The sequence below is a fragment of the Pseudaeromonas sp. HNCC25DJ180 genome, assembly GCF_055413345.1.
This window is the reverse complement of sequence record NZ_JBVAYF010000007.1, coordinates 169261-187733: the sequence shown is the minus strand read 5'-3', so window position 1 is coordinate 187733 and position 18473 is coordinate 169261. Positions and strand designations below refer to the sequence as shown.

Genomic DNA, 18473 nt, shown 5'->3' with positions numbered 1-18473 from the left:
AATTTTTATTTAAAACACCAATTTCATCAATGTATTAAGTAGACTCTCTAGTGACATCATAGTTAGACCAAGTGGTACTATGGGAGCCAGTGTGGCAATAGCCAAACGGGTTACATCATCACGATTTACCGGTATGACTCGCATTGAGCTAACAATCTCGAAACTATTTCCAAGATCCGCCAATGACTGAATGTCAGCACTTCCCATTAATGGTTCATTATTGGGATTGTCTTGCCTAAGCCACTTATTATCAAATCCAGACACATAATGTTGAGCCAGAGCACCATATTCAATTAGTCCTAGCCGCTTCGTCTTGGCAAGCAGAGGCGCCAATGACAAAAGTGGGCCAAGAGCTATGCATATAACATATAAGACCAAAATCCCGATTTCCATTTTGAACTGTGTCAGCGTCGCGCCAAGGTAAAAAATCTGGTTGCATAAATTACCAGCCAATACGGCGCCGAGGGCAAAACCAATGAGACTAAATGCACGAACTTGTCCTGAAATAAAGCCCAACCCTCCAAGGCGATCAGGGTGTGTTGGTACTAGGCGTAAAGGGATACGAGAGATGTGCCAAAGGAATCGACCCCATATGAATATTCTGAAATACCAACGCAATAGTAAAAATTGAAAAATGGGTAGGCTCACATAGCAATACCACATACCCGATATGGTCAGCGATGGATTATCAGATGAAACTGAGGCGTACCAAGTCGTGGTATCAAGCGCAAGATACTGGCGCCAAACCATCGAAATTCCTATACCATAGACTACAATAATTAATATGATTTCGGCCCATACTGAGTTGCGCAGACGAAAGGCTGTATTGACCGCCTTCATGAATTGAGCGACTGAGTGTTCGGGAATAAGATTTCTTTCATCAAATTGTTTCAATAAAGGTCTCATTCGCTGGTGTATTACTAGCTCGGCGATGATCAGTACTGGCATTGCTATCAGAAATCGAACATGGGTTTCGATGTCAAACAGAAGTGGCATCGCCACTGAATTACCCCATAGTTGATGTTCGAACGCGGAAATGACGATCAGAGGGAGCCAGGCAATCAGTATGAACACGGCAATACGTTGGCGAACCAGCATCAATGCATCATTTGACAGGTGTGCTCGGTTGAGCAACTGATACAAGGGCCCGCCAAGGAGCAAGGAAAAATCTGGCAGATTATGTAAAGACTTTACATCTGGATGTTCTGACAAATTTGACGATGTCATGTTCCCTCCTTAATGCATAAACGGTATGCAAGAGTCTTTGTGCCGATGATTCCTATAATAATTTCTTTGGCTATGGTGACTCAGTGAAAGCATCCAGCCGACCTTGGTGAACAGCCTTGACGAATTCTCGATAATCTCGTTTTACTTGGTCTGCATACTCAATAGCAAATTTGGATATCGCTTCATCAAATATTGGGCTGGTACCCATATAGCCAGCGATTAGTCCCGCATCCCCTGAGCGCGCATGGGCTCGAGCCAACGTTTTAGCACATAACTTGCCGTAAATGGCCAGTAGTTTGGCGTCCCATCCTTCGATGATTGGAGAAACTTTTACATCCCTGAGCTGCCTAACGTAAAAATGTCTTCCATTATTGCCAACCGTCCAACCGAGGAAGATGTCGGTCGCAGTTTGCATCAGGCGTTGACCGGCAACGATACGTTCACCGTGATTAGTGTGCTGACTTTTTTCTACTATATAGGGTTCGAGTACGGATGGTCTCGCTTCTTTAATTTGCAAGAATAATGGATCATTTTCGGCGGCCATAAAAAGAGAGACAAGACAGCGTGTACCCACGCTGCCGACACCGACAACTTTAGCTGCTACATCACAGAACTGGAAGCGATCAAATAGCCGTCGAATGTGCTCGGGTAGCGAGTTTCGATACATCACCAATGCTTCTCGGTAATCAAAGTTATCCCCTATTTCTTTTTTGGAATGGAAGATCAGCGGGGGATTGTCTTTAATACGCGGATGATCCCCATTAAATTCAGCCATTTTGGGGAATATGGCATCGACCGCGCTGTTATCTTGGGCTTTTTTTATGCGTTTTATGATGCGTGCGCGAATTTCTTCATTAGGTGCTTCAGCCAATACATCGTCGAGTGTTATCCGGTTATACCAGATATCCAATGCCCGCATTGACGAAAAATAGATCATCTGCTCCCGATAGGCACAGACCGATGCTTTGACCGCCTTAGCCGTTGCGTTTTCCGAAAGCTCGATGTGGTTTGCTGCTATGACGATACTAGCCGCCAAACGTTTTAAATCCCACTCCCATGGGGCAGGAAATGTTTCATCGAAGTCATTTATATCGAAGACGATTTGTCGTTCTGGTGTTGCAAATCCACCGAAATTCATCAGGTGCGCATCACCACAGGATTGTACGTATACTCCCGATGCAGGGGTGTGGGCTAGATCGGCAGCCATGATTGCCGCCGAACCGCGATAAAATGCAAAGGGAGATTGAAGCATTCGGCCAAAGCGAATCGGAACCAACTCTGGCACACGACCATTATTCGATTCGATAAGTATATCAACAGGGTCTCGCCGATCTGTGTGCGATTTCCAACCTGCATGCGCACCTCTTGGCACTTTGTTGCGCAATATTTTTCCTTTTTCCCGATATTGATCTGGAGAAAAAACTTTCACTTCTTTTTCATTGGCATTCTGGGGGGAGGGCATGCTTTTTTTTGTCTGCTTATTCAATTTAAATTCCTCCCAAACGTATCCTTTTGATTAATAATCGGTATTTACTACAAAAAGCATAATTAAATTTTGCGTATTATAAAAATATCGATTAATGATAAAAATAGTTAAGTTTCAACAGAAACATAGTTTTAGGATAGATGTGATTTCGCAAGCTGTCAGGCTGTTTACCAAAATAATTGGTAACTTTGTGTGGGCAAACCGGGAGAGTGTAGAGCGACGCTCCGATAGCACTTGTTGCAACAGATCTTGCTGTAAGTGATGGTAAAGATGCTCTTGTGCTCCGTCTGCGTAGAGAACCTACTTCTGGTATAGATCAGGCCCAACACGTAAAGCGAACAGCGCCGGAACAACAGGTGTTTGAACAAAAATTCATCAGACACATACTACACTCGCATCAATCTCTCTAAGTTGCTTCGTGACAATGGCCTCCCGTTCGCCCTATGCACCTAGCTGGGAACAAAAGATCGAATTACGGCTATCGATCGCAACTTGCGCGTTGCTGCATTGCTGCGTGATTGCATCGTCTCTACTCCCTCTGGATTAACAGACTCACTGGATCCGGCGAAATATCTACCTGTACTCACCTTACTGTTGCTTGCCTTGGTGCGTATCCCGCCGCTAGCGGGATGAATGTGGGCGATTTCTACGTACTATCGGAGGCAATTTGCGACTCGGATAAGAAGTTTTGCATTATGCAATGGCATTAGGGGGGAAACTTTGCCTTGTAAGTGCCATGGTTGGACTGATTTTTTTAAAATGGTCTTACCAATCAAACTGTTGCCATAAACATCTGATGTAGTATCCGCAGTCGGGAGTGATATGTGCATATGCAGAAGAGTCTGCAGTCACCAATTAGTCGGAGCTCAGGGATGAATATACTACGTCGTTTTACCATTTATCAGCGTCTGGTGATGAATGCCATCTTGGTCACCTTAGGTATTGCCCTGCTCATCGGCACCACCCTCTACTATAGCTATGACAGCATGTTGAGCGATAGACGGGAGAGTATGCGGCAGCAGGTAGAGGCGGCGCATGGCGCCGTGCAATATTTCCAGCAGCAGGTCAGCCAGGGCAAACTCAAGGTCGAGGAGGCGCAACGGCTGGCCAAAGAGACGCTGAGGAACATGCGCTTTGGTGACAATAACTATTTCTGGATCAATGACGAGCAGGCCAGAGTGATCATGCATGCCGCCAAGCCAGAGCTGGAGGGGCAGGATGCCAGCCAGATCCTCGATAGTAACAAGAAACCCATCTTTCTCGAGTTTGCCCGGGTGGCTCAGCAGCAGGAGGCGGGGGGCTATGTTGATTACTACTGGCCCAAAGCCGGGTTGAGTGAGCCGGTATTCAAGGTCTCTTATGTCAAGGCGGTAGCCGGTTGGGGTTGGGTGATAGGCGCCGGTGTCTATACCGACGATGTCTGGGCCTTCTTCGTGCAACTCCTGACTCTGGTGCTATTGATCCTGGTGCCCTTGTTACTGCTGCTGTTAGGTTTCTCCTGGTTAATTGCCCACAGCATCATACGTCCGCTGCGCCGCACCGAGCAGAGTCTGTCGCAAATTGCCCAAGGGGGAGGTGATCTCACTCGTCAGCTCGATACCTCGGGTAATGACGAGTTGGCCCATCTTGCCGGATCCTTTAATCGCTTTACTGCTTCGTTAGCCGGCACAGTACGAAATGTGGTGACCGCCAGCAGCAAGAGCCGAAGTGCCGCTGAGCAGTTAGAGGCGGCGATGGCGAGTAGCCAGCGTAATACCTTGCGTCAGCAACATGAGACCGAAGGGGTGGCGACCGCCATGAACGAGATGGCGGCGACAACCCGGGAAGTGGCGAACAGTGCGGTACAAGCCGCCGATGCCGCCGAGGAGGCCAAAGAGCGCATTGCCACAGGCAATCGGGTAGTCAATGAGGCCATTGCTGCCATGCAGGGGTTAGCCCATGAAGTGAGCGATGCCGGGCGGGTGGTAACCGATCTGGTCGCCGAAACCCAGCACATAGGCTCTGTGCTTGAGGTGATCCGGCGCATCGCCGATCAAACCAACTTGTTGGCACTCAACGCGGCCATCGAGGCGGCGCGCGCGGGGGAATTGGGGCGTGGCTTTGCCGTGGTGGCGGATGAAGTGCGCACCCTGGCGAATCAGACCCAGTCCTCCACCAATGAGATCCAGAGTATGATCACCCGCTTGCAGAATGGGGTGCAGGCGGCAGCGAACAGTATGCAGCGTACCCAGATACTCTCGGATGATACAGTCCGTCACTCGCAAGAGACGGGGGTCGCGCTGGGAGCCATCTCCGAAGCCGTACTCATCATCACCGACCGCAATAGTCAGATTGCCAGTGCGGCCGAGCAGCAGAGCCTGGCGACCAACGAAATCAACCGCAATGTGGTTAATATCTCGACCCTGTCAGTGGAGGTCTCTCAGCAAAATAACCAGGTCACGGCCATCTGCCACGATCTCAAGCGGATGAGTGATGAACTGGCCACCTTAGTGGCGCAATTCAGAACCTGATGGGTGGCTCAATTCAGAACCTGATGAGTGGCTCAATTCAGAACCTGATGGCCAGATGTAACACGAGATAACCGGCTGGCACGGAATACGTCAGCGGCTTCCTCCTCAAGCAGTCATTTCACATCGGGAATGACTGTTTTTTTATTGCCCTGATTCATTCCGTTTGGTGTTGCAGATAGTCGAGCATGCGCTGCAGGGTCATGATCTTGGGGTAATCTGCCTCCGGTATCATAACTCCGCTCTTCTTGCTCACGGCGGCGACCAGATGTAAGAAGTCCATCGAATCCAGATCTACCGCATCCCGCAGATCTTCATCATTCGGAACCTCATCCGGGGTGATCTCCGGGGCTATCCGACAGAGTTCGCTGAGGATCAGTTCGCGCAGGGCAGGGGTGTCCATAATGCCTCCGGTTGTTGCAGTTGTTTATCCAGGTCATGCAGGAACAGGGCTCCTTGGTGGCCATCGCTGACTCTGTGATCGGCGGCCAGTGTGATGGTCATGACGCGCCCCACTCGCATCTCGTTATCCACTACCCAGGGGGCTGAGCGTGGTCGCCCTAGACCTATGATGGCGACTTGTGGTGGATAGATGACGCCAAACAGCTGATCGGCTCCGCGCTCGCCTATGCTGCTGACGGTACAGCTAGCCCCCGAAAGTTCAGAGTGGCGCAGGTTGCCATGGCGCGCTTTTTCTACCAGCTCGCTCAATCTCCGCATCATGCTAGCGGCATCCAAGGCATCCGCCTGCTGGATCACGGGCATGATGAGGCCGCCACCACGCAGGGCCACGGCGTTGGCCAGATTAACCTGCGCCTCAGGTTGGTATAGGCCCGCTACCATCTGGCCATTGAAGAGTGAATGTTTGCGCAGGGTGCGGGCCACTGCGCATAAGAGGGGGGCTATCAGGAGCAGGCGTTCATCCGGCGCTAAGTTGCGGTTGTGCTCGGCAACCTGTTGCTCCAGTGCGCTGAGCGATAGCGTTAGGCCCAAATAGTAGTGAGGGATCTCGCGCTTGGAGCGAGTGACCGTCGCCGTGATGGCTTGCCGCATGGCTTGCAGATCGAGTTTGCCTGGCTCGGCAGTTCGAGGCGTGGGCGTAGCGGTTTGAGTGGGCAGATCGGCCAGGACTATGGCCCCGCTCGGGCCGCTGCCAGCCAGGTTTGCCAGACTGACTCCTCGTGCTTGCGCCTGGGCCCTGGCCGCGGGAGAGGCCACAATGAAGCTGGATGCCTGGTGCTTAACTGCTTGGTGCTCAGCTGCCGCGGGATAGGGTGCAGTTTGCTTCGCGGTTAGGGTGGCCGCCTTAGTGGTGGCGGGGGGAGCTTCTGGCGCAAGATCTGGCTCTTCATCGGGCAGCCGCAACCGCAGGATAGGCGTCCCCACTTTGGCGCTGGCACCGAGGGGCAGCAACAGCGCATCGACACTCCCCTCTTCAAAGAGATCCAACTCGATGGCCCCCTTGTTGGTCTCGATGACGGCCACCACCTGACCGCGAGATAATATGTCGCCAGGTTGAACTTGCCACTCAATCAGCGTTCCCTCTGCCATATCGGCGCCAAAGGAGGGCATGGTGATGGTTTTCATGGCTGGCCCCGTGGTTGCAGGCCCAGAAGCGCTCTGGCGGCGGCGATAATTTTCTCTACGCTGGGCAGAGCGGCTTGCTCCAGATGTGCCGGGTAGGGGATGGGCACCTCGGCACTACAGACCCGAGTGATAGGGGCATCGAGCAGCCAGAACGCCTCTTCGGCCAGGGTGGCGGCGATCTCGGCACTCATACCCCCTTGTCGCCAGGACTCATCCACTATGAGGGCTCTATGGGTTTTCTTGAGCGAGGTGAAGAGGGTCGGCTTGTCCAATGGCCTTAGGCAACGCAGATCCAACACCTCTACCTCTATACCCTCTTGCGCTAACTGCTCGGCGGCTTCCATGCTCTTGGGTAGGTTGCCACCCCAGGTGATGAGGGTGAGATCGCGACCCGAGCGGCGCACGGCGGCCTGCTCCATGGTTAGCGTTGGGGCATCCACTATCTCCTGGCGGTTATAGAGCATCACATGTTCAAACAGAATGACAGGGTCGGGATCGGCGAGCGCCTGCGCCAGCATGAAGCGGGCGTCGGTGACGGTGGCCGGACAGAGGACCTTGATGCCAGGAATATGGGCATACCAGCCCTCGAAGCTGTGGCTATGCTGGGCCGCAAGTTGCCGACCGGCGCCGTAAGCCATGCGGATCACCAGAGGCACAGAGAGCTGCCCGCCTGACATGTGCCGCAAGGTGGCGGCGTTGTTGACGATTTGATCCAGTGCCAGCAGGCTGAAGTTGACCGTCATCACTTCGACTATAGGCCTGAGCCCGCCCAGGGCGGCGCCGATGCCGGCCCCGACAAAGCCCGACTCCGATAGCGGTGTATCCCGAATGCGCTCCGGGCCAAACTCCGCAAGCAGCCCTTTGGAGACCGCATAACAGCCACCATAGTGGCCCACATCTTCGCCCATCAGCAAGACACGAGGATCCCCAAGCAATGCTTCACGCAGCGCCTCACGTATGGCTTCCCGGTAGCTCAACTCAATCATGAGGCACCTTCCGTATAGACATGACGCAGTAGCTGTTCGACGGGCTCAAGTTCTGCCGCCTCCGCCTGAGCCTCTGCGGCAGCAATTTCTTCATCTACGTTGTGCTCAATGGCGGCAATATCACTCTGGGTCAGTTGATAGCTCTGTAGCCAGTGGCTCAGTTGGCTGATAGGACAGCGTGCCTTCCACTGCTCGACCTCCAGGTTGTCGCGATAGAGTTGGGCATCAAACATGGAGTGGCCGCGAAAACGGTAGGTGAGACACTCGATGAACTGCGGTCCCAACCCCGCCTTGATCGCCTGACAGGCCTGGGTGGCGGCGGCTTCGACGGCAACCACATTCATGCCATCCACCTCCTGGGCTGTCAGCCCATAGGCCGCCGCCTTGAGGTGCAATTTGGGTTCACCACTTTCATAGTGCAGGGCCGTGCCCATGGCATAGAGGTTGTTTTCGCAGATAAACAGCAGGGGCAGATCCCACAGTTTGGCCAGATTCAGACTCTCGGCAAATTCCCCCTCCGAGGTGGCACCATCGCCAAAGAAGCAGACCGTAATGGCGGCGCGCCCCTGCATCTTGTCGGCCAGCGCCAGTCCGACGGCTAGGGGTAATCCGCCGGCGACTATGGCATTGCCGCCATAGAAGCGGTGGGTGATATCAAACAGGTGCATGGAGCCACCGCGACCGCCGCTGCAACCGCTCTGTTTGCCATACATCTCGGAGAGAATGGCGTTCATTGAAACCCCTCGCGCCAAGGCATGACCATGTTCCCGGTAGGTGGAGAGCACGGAGTCCTCGGGCCCCAGTGCGGCCATCACCCCCACAGCGACCGCCTCTTCCCCGCAGTAGAGATGCAAGAAGCCGCGGATCTTCTCCTGTTGGTAGAGTTCGGCGCAGCGCTCCTCGAAACGTCGAATACGGATCATGGCGCTGAGCAGCTGCAGCAGATGGTCACGAGTCACATGCAGTTTGGTCTCGTTCATGCTTCATCACTCTCCAGGGTTGAGAGATCGCCTTCGGGTAATCCCAGTTCGCGAGCCCTGAGCAGGCGGCGCATGATCTTGCCACTGCGGGTCTTGGGCAGGTTGTGGCGAAAGGCAATCTCACGCGGTGCCACTGCGGGTCCGAGTCGTTTTCTGGCGTGGGCCATGAGGGCGGCTTGCAAGGCCTCATCGGCGCTAATGCCGGGTTTGAGTGCCACGAAGGCCTTGACCAGTTCACCTGCCATCTCGTCGGGCAGACCTATCACTGCCGCCTCCGCTACCGCCGGGTGCTCCAGCAAGACGCTCTCTACCTCGAAGGGGCCAATTAAGTGACCGGCTGATTTGATCACATCATCCTGACGGCCGACAAACCAGTAGTAGCCATGCTCGTCGCAGAGCGCCAGATCCCCGGAAAGGTACCAGCCATCGACAAAGCAGCTCTGGTAACGGGCCTCTTCATGCAGATAGCCGCGAAACATGGAGGGCCAACCGGGTTTGAGTGCCAGCTCGCCAACTATCCCGGGTAGTGTGACTCTGTTCAGGTGGCCATCTGGGGTGCGCTGGACTATGGCGGCTTCTATGCCGGGCAGGGGACGCCCCATGGAGCCAGGGTAGACGGGCTCGGCCGCGAAGTTGGCTATCATGATGCCGCCCGTTTCGCTCTGCCACCAGTTGTCGTGGAAAGGCATGCCAAATACTCTCTGCCCCCAGAGCACGGCCTCGGGATTGAGCGGTTCCCCTACGCTGGCCATGAAACGCAGGGCGGAGAGATCGTGGCCTTGAGCCAAGTCGGCTCCGGCTTTCATCAGCATACGGATGGCGGTGGGGGCCGTGTACCAGACGTTGACCCTTTGTTGCTCCAACAACTGATACCAGTGCTCTGCCTCGAACTCCTGCTCATCTATGATGAGGGTAACCCGATTGCACAGCGGCGATATGATGCCGTAGCTAGTGCCCGTTACCCAGCCAGGGTCGGCGGTACACCAGAAGATGTCCCCGGGCTGCAGATCCAGCGCCATCCGCCCCGAGTAGGCGTGGTAGAGCACGGCTTGGTGCACATGCATGGCCCCTTTGGGTTTACCCGTGGTACCTGAGGTGAAGTGCAGCAGAGCCAGCGCTTCCGGGTCACAGGGGCGGGGGGGAAAGATTGGGTTAGCCGTGGCGAGGGCTCGATCCAGATCCACGCACCCAGCGGGCAATTCCCCCGAGAGATCAAACAGCAATACCTGCTCCAGGCTCGGCAGTTCATGGCGCCAGGCGGCCACTTTCTTCCGATAGAGGGCCTCACTTGTCACTAGCACTCGGGCTTGCCCTATCTCCATGCGGGCTTTGATGGGCTCGGGGCCGAATGCCGAGAAGAGCGGAGAGAAGACGGCTCCCAATCGCAGGCTACCCAGCAGCGCGGTATAGAGATGAGGCACTCTATGGCACAGACCAAATACGGTGTCGCCGGGTTGGATGCCGAGGCTGGCGAGCAGATTGGCAAAACGGGAGGTCAGCGTTTGCAGTGCCAGGTAATCGAACTCCTGCTGCATTCCCCCCTTACCCAGCCAGCGCAGGGCAACATGGGCCCCGAAGCCGGCTTCGACATGGCGATCTATGGCTTCATAAGCGATGTTGAGTTTGCCATCTAACCCTTTGAGCTGGGCCTCAGCTTGGCTCCACTCAAATTGGGCATAACAGCGGGTATAGTCGTCCAGGTTGTGGCGGTTAGCCTGGGCGGCATCCTTGGGGATCGGGGCGATCGCCATGGCTTGCCTCCTTAGGTGTGCGAAGAGCTACCTATAGCAAGCCTAGTTCATGCATGAGTGGAATGCCTTGCGCGCTTAGTTGCTGGCCTGGGTCTCCAGCAGCGTCAGGTAGAGGCGCAGATCAAACTCCAGCTGGTGGTAAGCGGGTTCCATATGCTCACACAGCTGGTAAAAGGCCTTGTTGTGCTCTTTCTCCCGCAGATGAGCCAGTTCGTGTACCACTATCATCTTCAGAAAGGGGGGAGGGGCGGCCTTGAACAGAGTCGCAATCTGAATTTCGGCCTTGGCCTTGAGCTTGTTGCCCTGCACTCGCGAGATGGCGGTGTGTAGACCCAGTGCATGTTTGAGTACGTTGATCTTGCTGTCGTATCCGACCTTGGAGAGAGGGGAGGCACTCTTGAGATAACGATTTTTCAGCTCCATGGTGTAGTGAAAAAGCGCCTTGTCACTCTGGATCTCATGCCGCTGTTTGCCATAGCGCTGTTGCAGGTGGGGCTCCAACCGCCCCGTTTGCACCAGGGTTCTGACCTGTTGCAGTAGTGGTTCCGGATAGCCGGCCAGGTATTTGAATTCGTTCATATTATTTATGGCTTATACATCATGGCCGGAATTATAAGCCAGTCAGGGCATACGGTCGACTTTCAGCCAAACCTGCTGGCTCTGCTGGCCTTGGCTTGAGCCTCGACCGAGCAGGGCTTGGTGTTGAGTGCTTTGTTGCAGATCACTCTGGCCTACGGTGAGCCACTCGCCAAGACGACCGCTCACCTCGGTGCTGAGTTCACTGGTATGGATCCCATCACTCAATTGTTGTTGCTGCAAGGGGTGGATAGTCAAGGTCACCCTATCACCGATAAGACGCGGCGTAGCGGTGAAGCCGCTGCCGATATCCACATAATATTGCTGCTCACTGGCGATGGCACCTTGCTGCCCCATCACCACAGAGTGCATGGTCACAGGGATGGATTGACCGACGAAGATCTGGGCTGCGCCCCCATCAACGGTTTGCAGCTGTTGAGTGACGGCCTGTTGATTGTCTCCCTGGCTGAGGTTGATACTCCCTTGCACTCGCACTCCGGATTGCGAGGCTTGCATACCATTGAGGGCATACTGTCGCTGCTGATCGCGCAGGCTGGATGACTGACGAACCGAGATGAGTAAACGGCTTAATGGGGTGTCTATGGCCGCCAAGGCCGAGATGATCTGTTGCAGATTCTCCGGTGTGGTTTTGACAAATAGTTGGTTATTGGCTCCCACCAGAGTTCCACCAGGTGCTACCAGAGGTAGCAGGGTTGGCAGTACCTGTTCGGGGAGTCGATGCTTGAGTTCCAGTATGGTCAGCTCTTCGGCAAAGAGGCGAGGGGCGAGTAGCAGGCAGAGGATAAGGAGCAAGCGGATCATGTGGCCTCCAGGCAGGAACTCACAAGATTGAAGGGGATGGCCTGCATCATGCCGCAACCTAGGCAGAAATGCTAACGGTCAGCCATTTCCGGATTGCTCGACGAAAATGGACATGACTGACTAAACTGTGATCGAAGGCATGCGGTAGTTGCCGAAGCAGGGTTATAGTTATTTCATCATGGGTTAGACAGGAGCGAAAATCATGGATCTCAGTTCATATTTGCGCATGGATCCCAATATTCTTCTTGGCATAGTCAACGAGAAGTTGCGGCTGGAGTGCGACTCGTTGGATGAGTTGCTGGCCACTTTCAATTTTGGGCATGGTGAGCTGTTGGCGCGAATGCAGGAAATTGGTTACCACTATGATCCCGTTTGTAACCAGTTCAGAGCCAATTAAACGAATTTGATGCTTTCGAGTAAAGAGGGCCCGCCACTGTGCGGGCTCTCTTGTTTTTGGCCGTTGGCTCAATGGGTGGCGTGAGCCATCGCGAGGCGATCGGCCAATTACCCCCTCTCTGCTAATAAGCCCATGGTGGTTAAATCACCAACGGTAATGTAATAAAGTGTAACACTATGTAAGCGTGCGATGTCTTGCTTAAATTCTTTATTATTCATATGGATGCGCTATTTATTGCCTGTTTTTTGCATGCTGTAAGTAATATTCGATAACAATATGAAACGTTACTGAAATGATATATTCCCGTTTGACACCATTTTTTAAGTAAAATAGCCACGCTACTGTCATAACAGCCAGGGTATTAATCTGTGAGGTCGAGTATATTTCTAACAGTGAGCAAAAGTTGACTTCCGAATGAAACCTGAGTAAAAAGTCACATCACTGAATAACAACTTCGGTTGTGTTGTATCTAAGCCCTACTACGAGGTGGTAGATGATAAAACCCCAAGATGTGGTACTCGCCTTTTGGCAATGCATGCATTCCAATGATTTTTTGGCCGCCAGTGACTGGTTAGCCGAGGAGTTTGAGTGTTTTCTGCCGCAGTCGGGTGAAACAATTCGTGGCGGCTGGGATTATGCGATGATCAACATCCATTTTCCCTCGTTTGGACCCTGGAGCTTTGAGGTTGAGAGTTTGCTTGCCGATGGCGAACGGGTGGTTTCCGATGTGAAGATCACTGACGGGATCCAGGTGGCGAGAGTAGTCACCTTCAGCACTGTGCAGGAGGGGAAGATAGTGCGCCAGGTCGAATACTGGCCAGAAAGCTTCGCCGCAGCCGAATGGCGCAAAGAGTGGACGAGTCAGCGCACTGACAGTGAGTTAGACCTTATGCCCATTGAGCGCAAACACTGTATTGGCTCTGATATCTGCTGATCAACAGCGGGATATCGGCCATACAGGGCCAGGCTAAGTTTGATGCCTGGCCATTGAAACATCTCATCTAGGCCTCTCTGCCGTAGAGTTATCTGCAGTTTGCTTTTGCATCTTCGACTTCTTATTTCATCACTTCTTTTTCACTCTCTCCTGCCAGCCCAAACTGCGTTCATTCTGCCTTGAACTGACGCTGTACCGCATCGTAGACAAAATGGGCGCCGGCCAAGTAGGCACTCAGCTCATTGATGCTGATGTCATGGTACAGCCCTAACTCCTCCAATGAGTCAAAGTGATCCCTGAGCTGGGTATTAACCAGGCTGACCAAGATGGCGGCGGGTAAACTGGCAAAACGAGTCAATGAAAACATAGGATCTCCATAAACAAGGGTGAGGCTACCGGCTAGCGAACCCCTTGTTGCCGCAGTCGGATTTGCACCGGTATTTGCAACAGACAACTCCAGACACCATAAGAGAGCCCGCTGGCCAGTAGGCAAAACAGCGGGGTCCAGGCCGAGAACAGGGAGCCGGAGGCCATCTCGCGCTGCATCAATGCGCCGGCTGCGAGCGCGGTGGCAACCAGGAGCAGCAGTCGCTTGAACAGCTCGGCGCGGGTAAAGGGCCGGGTTGATGAGAAGTCAATCAGTTGTCTAGCGAAGAGGGCTAAGCCCACCCCATTCAGGCTGATGAACCACAGCAGCATGCTGGTGCTAAAGTGGTGCGGTGAGCTCACCGGGTAGAGTTGAAAGTAGGCGATGAGTAAGGGATAGAAAAAGCCCCCATTCATCAGCACCATTAGCAAGGCCGCCTTGCGAGTGAGCGTCAGTCGCAGAGTCGCTACGGGTGCCTGGGCTTGGAAGCGGGCAGCTAGCACGGCCAGCACCATAAAATTCAGCGCCACCAGGAAATACCAAATCATAGTCTCACTCCTTATCTTGCAGCTTGGCGAGAAGCGACGCTCACCAGGGGCGAGTAAGTAAAACGGCCCACCGGGGGCCGTTTTGTCTTCATGCGTGCTTATTTAACGCGCATACCGGGTTGGGCGCCTTCGTGAGGCTCCAGGATATAGAGATCCTTACCGCCAGGTCCTGCTGCGAGGACCATGCCCTCGGACATACCAAAGCGCATCTTGCGTGGCGCCAGGTTAGCTACCATGACCGTCAGTTTGCCCACCAGGGTAGCGGGGTCGTAAGCTGACCGAATTCCGGCAAATACCTGCCGGGTTTCGCCACCAAGATCCAGTTGCAGTTTCAGTAGCTTATCGGCATCTGCGACCAATTCGGCATTGACGATACGGGCGATGCGCAGGTCCAGCTTGGCAAAATCGTCGTAGGCAATTTCCGGCGCGATTGGCTCGATATCGGCGTTATCTTTGCCTGGTGCGCTCTGGTGCTGAGACTTGCTGCCCTGGCTCTTGCTGGCTTCGGCCACCAGGTCTTCCTTGGATGCATTGACCATCTCTTCAATCTTCTTCGGATCGATGCGGCTGAACAGTGCCTTGAAGGGCGCCAGGGTATGATCCAGCAACGGTTGGTCGATCCCTTCCCAGCTAAAGGTTTCACCGAGAAAGGCTTCGCTGCGCTCGGCCAGTTGTGGCAACACGGGTTTCAGATAGGTCATCAGGACCCGGAACAGGTTCAAGGAGACGGAGCACACCTCTTGCAGTTCCGTTTCGCGGCCTTCTTGTTTGGCTATGACCCAGGGGGCTTTTTCATCCACATAGCGGTTGGCAATATCGGCCAAGGCCATGATTTCGCGAATGGCGCGGCTGAACTCCCGCGCCTCGTAGGCATCGGCGATCCGTTCGCGGGCCGCGACAAACTCGGCATACAGCGCCGGCTCGGCCATGTTCGTGGAGAGTTGGCCATCAAAGCGTTTGGTGATAAAACCTGCGGTGCGGGAAGCCAGGTTGACCAGCTTGTTGACCACATCGGCGTTGACTCGAGCCACAAAATCATCCAGGTTCAAATCCAGGTCGTCGATGCGGCTGTTGAGCTTGGCGGCGTAGTAGTAGCGCAGGTATTCCGGATCCAGGTGTTGCAGATAGGTACCGGCCTTGATGAAAGTCCCCTTGGACTTGGACATCTTGGCACCGTTGACGGTGACATAACCGTGCACAAACACATTGGTCGGCTTGCGAAAGCCGGAACCCTCAAGCATGGCGGGCCAGAACAGAGCGTGGAAGTAGAGGATGTCTTTGCCGATGAAGTGGTATAGCTCGGCTTGGCTCTCCTGGCTCCAGTATTCGGCAAAGTCCAGATCGCCGCGTTTGTCACACAGGTTCTTGAAAGAGCCCATATAGCCGATAGGGGCATCCAACCAAACGTAGAAGTACTTGCCTGGTGCGTCGGGGATCTCAAAGCCAAAATAGGGTGCGTCACGGGTGATGTCCCACTGTTGCAGCCCCGATTCAAACCATTCGTTCAGCTTGTTGGCCATCTCCTCTTGCAGGGTACCTGAGGTGATCCAGCTTTTGAGCATGGTTTCAAATTGCGGCAGGTCGAAGAAGAAGTGTTCTGTCTCCTTCATGACCGGGGTGGCACCAGAAACCGCTGATTTTGGGTTGATCAGCTCGGTTGGGCTATAGGTGGCGCCACAGACATCGCAGTTATCACCATATTGATCTACGGCCTTGCACTTGGGGCAGGTTCCCTTGACGAAACGATCGGGCAAAAACATCTGCTTTTCTGGATCGAACAATTGGGAGATGCCACGACTCTTGATATAGCCGCCATCGCGCAGCCGGCTATAGATGAGGCTGGCCAGCTCACGATTTTCATCGCTATGGGTGGAGTGGTAGTTATCGAAACTGATACCGAAGCCCGCGAAATCCTGTTGATGCTCTTGGGAAACCTCGGCAATCATCTGCTCTGGGGTGATCCCAAGCTGCTGAGCCTTGAGCATGATGGGCGTACCATGAGCATCATCGGCGCAGATGAAGTGGATGGTGTTGCCACGCAGCCGTTGATAGCGCACCCAGATGTCGGCCTGGATATGTTCCAGCATGTGACCGAGGTGAATAGAGCCGTTTGCGTAAGGCAAGGCACAGGTAACCAGAATTTTACGAGCTGCGTTGGCCATAGTTCCTGTCTGTATAGGGAAATGAAATGGACGCTCATGTTACCCGAAGAGGCATATTGCTGCCTAGACGGATTGGCTCCCCTGCTGCAATTGTCCCTCCCTTGCGTGCTATTTTCTTGTAGACTGGCCACCTACATTTTTTTAACAAATCGCCGCACTGAATGCGGGTATCCCTCATCGAATAGGCGGAGATCTGCCGTTCGATACGCCGAGGAGAGTTTGCCATGTTTGACGAGATTGCCCATCTACTGAGCCAGTTCCAACCCGATGGTTGGTCTCAGGATCTGCTGACGGCGGGTTTTGTTTCGGACTTTGTTATTGAGGGAGAGAGCCTCAACATTAGGGTGCGCCTGCCCTTTGCCGGGGCCGGGGTGCTGGCGCAGTTGCAAGGGTTAGACTCGACTTTGTGTCAACTGGTCGAGTGCCAGGCCGCTGGCGTGAGCCATGTGGTGTGGCATGTCAGTCAAGAGGTGGCCACCCTGGCTCGAGCCACCACGACGCCAGGCATTTCCGGTGTGCGCAATATTCTGGCGGTGGCTTCGGGTAAAGGGGGGGTAGGTAAATCCACTACGGCCGTCAATCTTGCCTTGGCGTTGCGCCAGGAGGGAGCGCGGGTTGGTCTCCTGGATGCGGATATTTACGGCCCCTCGATTCCCCTGATGCTGGGGTGTCAACATGAACGCCCTGTATCCCATGATGGAAAATTCATGCAACCCGTTGTGGCGCATGGGCTTGCCAGCAACAGCATAGGTTACCTGGTGCCGGAGGGGGAGGCGGCGGTCTGGCGCGGCCCTATGGCCAGCAAGGCATTACAGCAGATCCTCAATGAGACGCGCTGGGGTGAACTGGATTACCTGATTGTAGATATGCCGCCAGGGACGGGGGATATCCAGCTCACCATGGCGCAGCAGGTGCCGACCACGGCGGCAGTGGTAGTGACCACCCCCCAGGATATTGCCCTGGCGGATGCGAGGAAGGGGATCGCCATGTTTGCCAAGGTGCAAATCCCTGTGCTGGGGATCATCGAAAACATGAGCTACCACATTTGTAGCCAGTGTGGGCATCATGAACCCTTGTTTGGCACAGGCGGCGGTGAGCGAGTGGCGAGCCAATATGGCTTGGCACTGCTGGGGCAGATGCCACTGCATATTCAGATCCGTGAACACATGGATGCCGGCTTGCCCACACTCCTGGCGGAGCCCGCAGGTGAGCTGGCGAACCGCTACCGGCAAATGGCGAGAAAATTGGCGGCCGTGCTTTATTTCTCGGGAACACCTATCCCGAGTTCTATATTTACCACTAATCTAGGCTAAGTCTGTGATGGATAAGCTGATTATTCTGCATGTCGCGGTAATTATTGTATAATCGGGCCATGGCGCTGGAGCTCGGCCTCATTTGTTGTCTAGTTCGTGAGGTGGCGGTGTCAGATGGGAGTTGGGTGACCGGGGTTGCTATCAACACGACCACGTCGCGTATCCGCCACATGTTGCTGGGTTAATCCAGCCCCCCATTCTTCAGGAGTCCAGGAATGCGTCTTTGTGATACTGACATAGAAAAATATCTCGCCGAGGGCAAGATTGTCATCGAGCCCGCGCCCGAGCAAGCGCGGATCAGCGGTGTCAGCGTAGATGTGCTGCTCGGTAACGAGTTTCGCGTGTTTCAGGCCCACACCGCAGCCTATATCGATCTGAGTGGCCCCAAGGAAGAGGTCGCCGAGGCGATCAATCGGGTGATGAGTGACGAGATCATTATTCCCGATGGTGAGGCATTCATCCTGCATCCCGGTGAGTTAGCGCTGGCGGTAACCCTGGAATCGGTCACCTTACCTGCGGATATTGTCGGCTGGCTGGATGGTCGTTCCTCCCTGGCGCGTCTGGGATTGATGGTGCATGTGACGGCGCACCGCATCGATCCGGGTTGGTCTGGTCGCATTGTCTTGGAATTTTACAATGGTGGTCGTTTACCGCTGGCGTTACGCCCCAAGATGGTGATTGGTGCGCTAAACTTTGAAGTGCTGTCGGGGCCCGCTGCTCGGCCATATAACAAACGGGCTAATGCCAAGTACAAGAGTCAGCAAGGCGCGGTAGCGAGTCGCATCAATCAGGACTAACCCTGGCGTCCTTTCGGCGTGAGAGAGCATCGC

17 protein-coding genes are annotated in these 18473 nt (G+C 54.2%); 5 read left to right on the top strand and 12 right to left on the bottom strand.

What is annotated here, in order from left to right:
- Window positions 1-9: 9 nt before the first annotated feature.
- Together ACZYTD_RS08505 and ACZYTD_RS08500 are read right to left on the bottom strand one after the other, a co-directional pair.
- Window positions 10-1227 (bottom strand): hypothetical protein, encoded by a 1218-nt coding sequence (locus tag ACZYTD_RS08505; protein ID WP_463891243.1) that lies wholly within the window; start codon window positions 1225-1227, stop codon window positions 10-12.
- 70 nt (window positions 1228-1297) lie between these two features.
- Entirely contained in the window at window positions 1298-2713 is a 1416-nt protein-coding gene (locus ACZYTD_RS08500; RefSeq protein ID WP_463891242.1) for a DUF2252 domain-containing protein, read from the bottom strand.
- 872 nt (window positions 2714-3585) lie between these two features.
- Between ACZYTD_RS08500 and ACZYTD_RS08495 the strand changes: the two genes are divergently transcribed.
- On the top strand, window positions 3586-5223 hold the full coding sequence (locus ACZYTD_RS08495; RefSeq protein ID WP_463891241.1) for a methyl-accepting chemotaxis protein: 1638 nt from the start codon (window positions 3586-3588) through the stop codon (window positions 5221-5223).
- A 154-nt stretch (window positions 5224-5377) separates the two neighbouring features.
- On the opposite strand, the gene ACZYTD_RS08490 is transcribed toward ACZYTD_RS08495, so the two are convergent.
- From ACZYTD_RS08490 to ACZYTD_RS08460, 7 genes are all read right to left on the bottom strand, one after another.
- Complete coding sequence (locus tag ACZYTD_RS08490) at window positions 5378-5623, bottom strand: acyl carrier protein (protein WP_463891239.1); 246 nt, start codon at window positions 5621-5623, stop codon at window positions 5378-5380.
- A complete protein-coding gene (locus tag ACZYTD_RS08485; RefSeq protein ID WP_463891237.1) occupies window positions 5596-6807 on the bottom strand; it encodes a dihydrolipoamide acetyltransferase family protein in 1212 nt (403 codons plus the stop codon). Before ACZYTD_RS08485 ends, ACZYTD_RS08490 begins: the two co-directional genes overlap by 28 nt.
- On the bottom strand, window positions 6804-7793 hold the full coding sequence (locus ACZYTD_RS08480) for an alpha-ketoacid dehydrogenase subunit beta (RefSeq protein WP_463891236.1): 990 nt from the start codon (window positions 7791-7793) through the stop codon (window positions 6804-6806). Before ACZYTD_RS08480 ends, ACZYTD_RS08485 begins: the two co-directional genes overlap by 4 nt.
- Entirely contained in the window at window positions 7790-8773 is a 984-nt protein-coding gene (pdhA, locus tag ACZYTD_RS08475) for a pyruvate dehydrogenase (acetyl-transferring) E1 component subunit alpha (RefSeq protein ID WP_463891234.1), read from the bottom strand. The genes ACZYTD_RS08480 and pdhA overlap by 4 nt, the downstream gene beginning before the upstream one ends.
- On the bottom strand, window positions 8770-10524 hold the full coding sequence (gene acsA / locus ACZYTD_RS08470) for an acetate--CoA ligase (RefSeq protein WP_463891232.1): 1755 nt from the start codon (window positions 10522-10524) through the stop codon (window positions 8770-8772). The genes pdhA and acsA overlap by 4 nt, the downstream gene beginning before the upstream one ends.
- 75 nt (window positions 10525-10599) lie before the next feature.
- Entirely contained in the window at window positions 10600-11103 is a 504-nt protein-coding gene (locus tag ACZYTD_RS08465; RefSeq protein ID WP_463891230.1) for a YgjP-like metallopeptidase domain-containing protein, read from the bottom strand.
- Window positions 11104-11145: 42 nt separating this feature from the next.
- Window positions 11146-11922: a hypothetical protein gene (locus ACZYTD_RS08460; RefSeq protein ID WP_463891228.1), complete on the bottom strand. Its 777-nt coding sequence runs from the start codon at window positions 11920-11922 to the stop codon at window positions 11146-11148.
- 202 nt (window positions 11923-12124) lie between these two features.
- Between ACZYTD_RS08460 and ACZYTD_RS08455 the strand changes: the two genes are divergently transcribed.
- Both ACZYTD_RS08455 and ACZYTD_RS08450 read left to right on the top strand, forming a co-directional pair.
- The gene (locus tag ACZYTD_RS08455) at window positions 12125-12319 is read left to right on the top strand and encodes a DUF4250 domain-containing protein (RefSeq protein ID WP_463891227.1); all 195 of its coding nucleotides are present in this window, start codon (window positions 12125-12127) and stop codon (window positions 12317-12319) included.
- A gap of 493 nt (window positions 12320-12812) precedes the next feature.
- Window positions 12813-13253, top strand: a complete 441-nt coding sequence (locus ACZYTD_RS08450; protein WP_463891226.1) for a nuclear transport factor 2 family protein — start codon at window positions 12813-12815, stop codon at window positions 13251-13253.
- A gap of 169 nt (window positions 13254-13422) precedes the next feature.
- On the opposite strand, the gene ACZYTD_RS08445 is transcribed toward ACZYTD_RS08450, so the two are convergent.
- The 3 genes from ACZYTD_RS08445 to metG form a co-directional block, all read right to left on the bottom strand.
- Complete coding sequence (locus ACZYTD_RS08445) at window positions 13423-13620, bottom strand: DUF4250 domain-containing protein (protein ID WP_463891225.1); 198 nt, start codon at window positions 13618-13620, stop codon at window positions 13423-13425.
- Between the two features lie 32 nt (window positions 13621-13652).
- Entirely contained in the window at window positions 13653-14168 is a 516-nt protein-coding gene (locus ACZYTD_RS08440) for a hypothetical protein (protein WP_463891224.1), read from the bottom strand.
- 98 nt (window positions 14169-14266) lie between these two features.
- Window positions 14267-16330 (bottom strand): methionine--tRNA ligase, encoded by a 2064-nt coding sequence (metG, locus tag ACZYTD_RS08435; protein ID WP_463891222.1) that lies wholly within the window; start codon window positions 16328-16330, stop codon window positions 14267-14269.
- Between the two features lie 224 nt (window positions 16331-16554).
- On the opposite strand from metG, the gene apbC reads away from it, so the two are divergent.
- Together apbC and dcd are read left to right on the top strand one after the other, a co-directional pair.
- Window positions 16555-17643, top strand: a complete 1089-nt coding sequence (apbC, locus tag ACZYTD_RS08430) for an iron-sulfur cluster carrier protein ApbC (protein ID WP_463891220.1) — start codon at window positions 16555-16557, stop codon at window positions 17641-17643.
- 215 nt (window positions 17644-17858) lie between these two features.
- Entirely contained in the window at window positions 17859-18440 is a 582-nt protein-coding gene (gene dcd / locus ACZYTD_RS08425; protein WP_463891219.1) for a dCTP deaminase, read from the top strand.
- Window positions 18441-18473 lie beyond the last annotated feature (33 nt).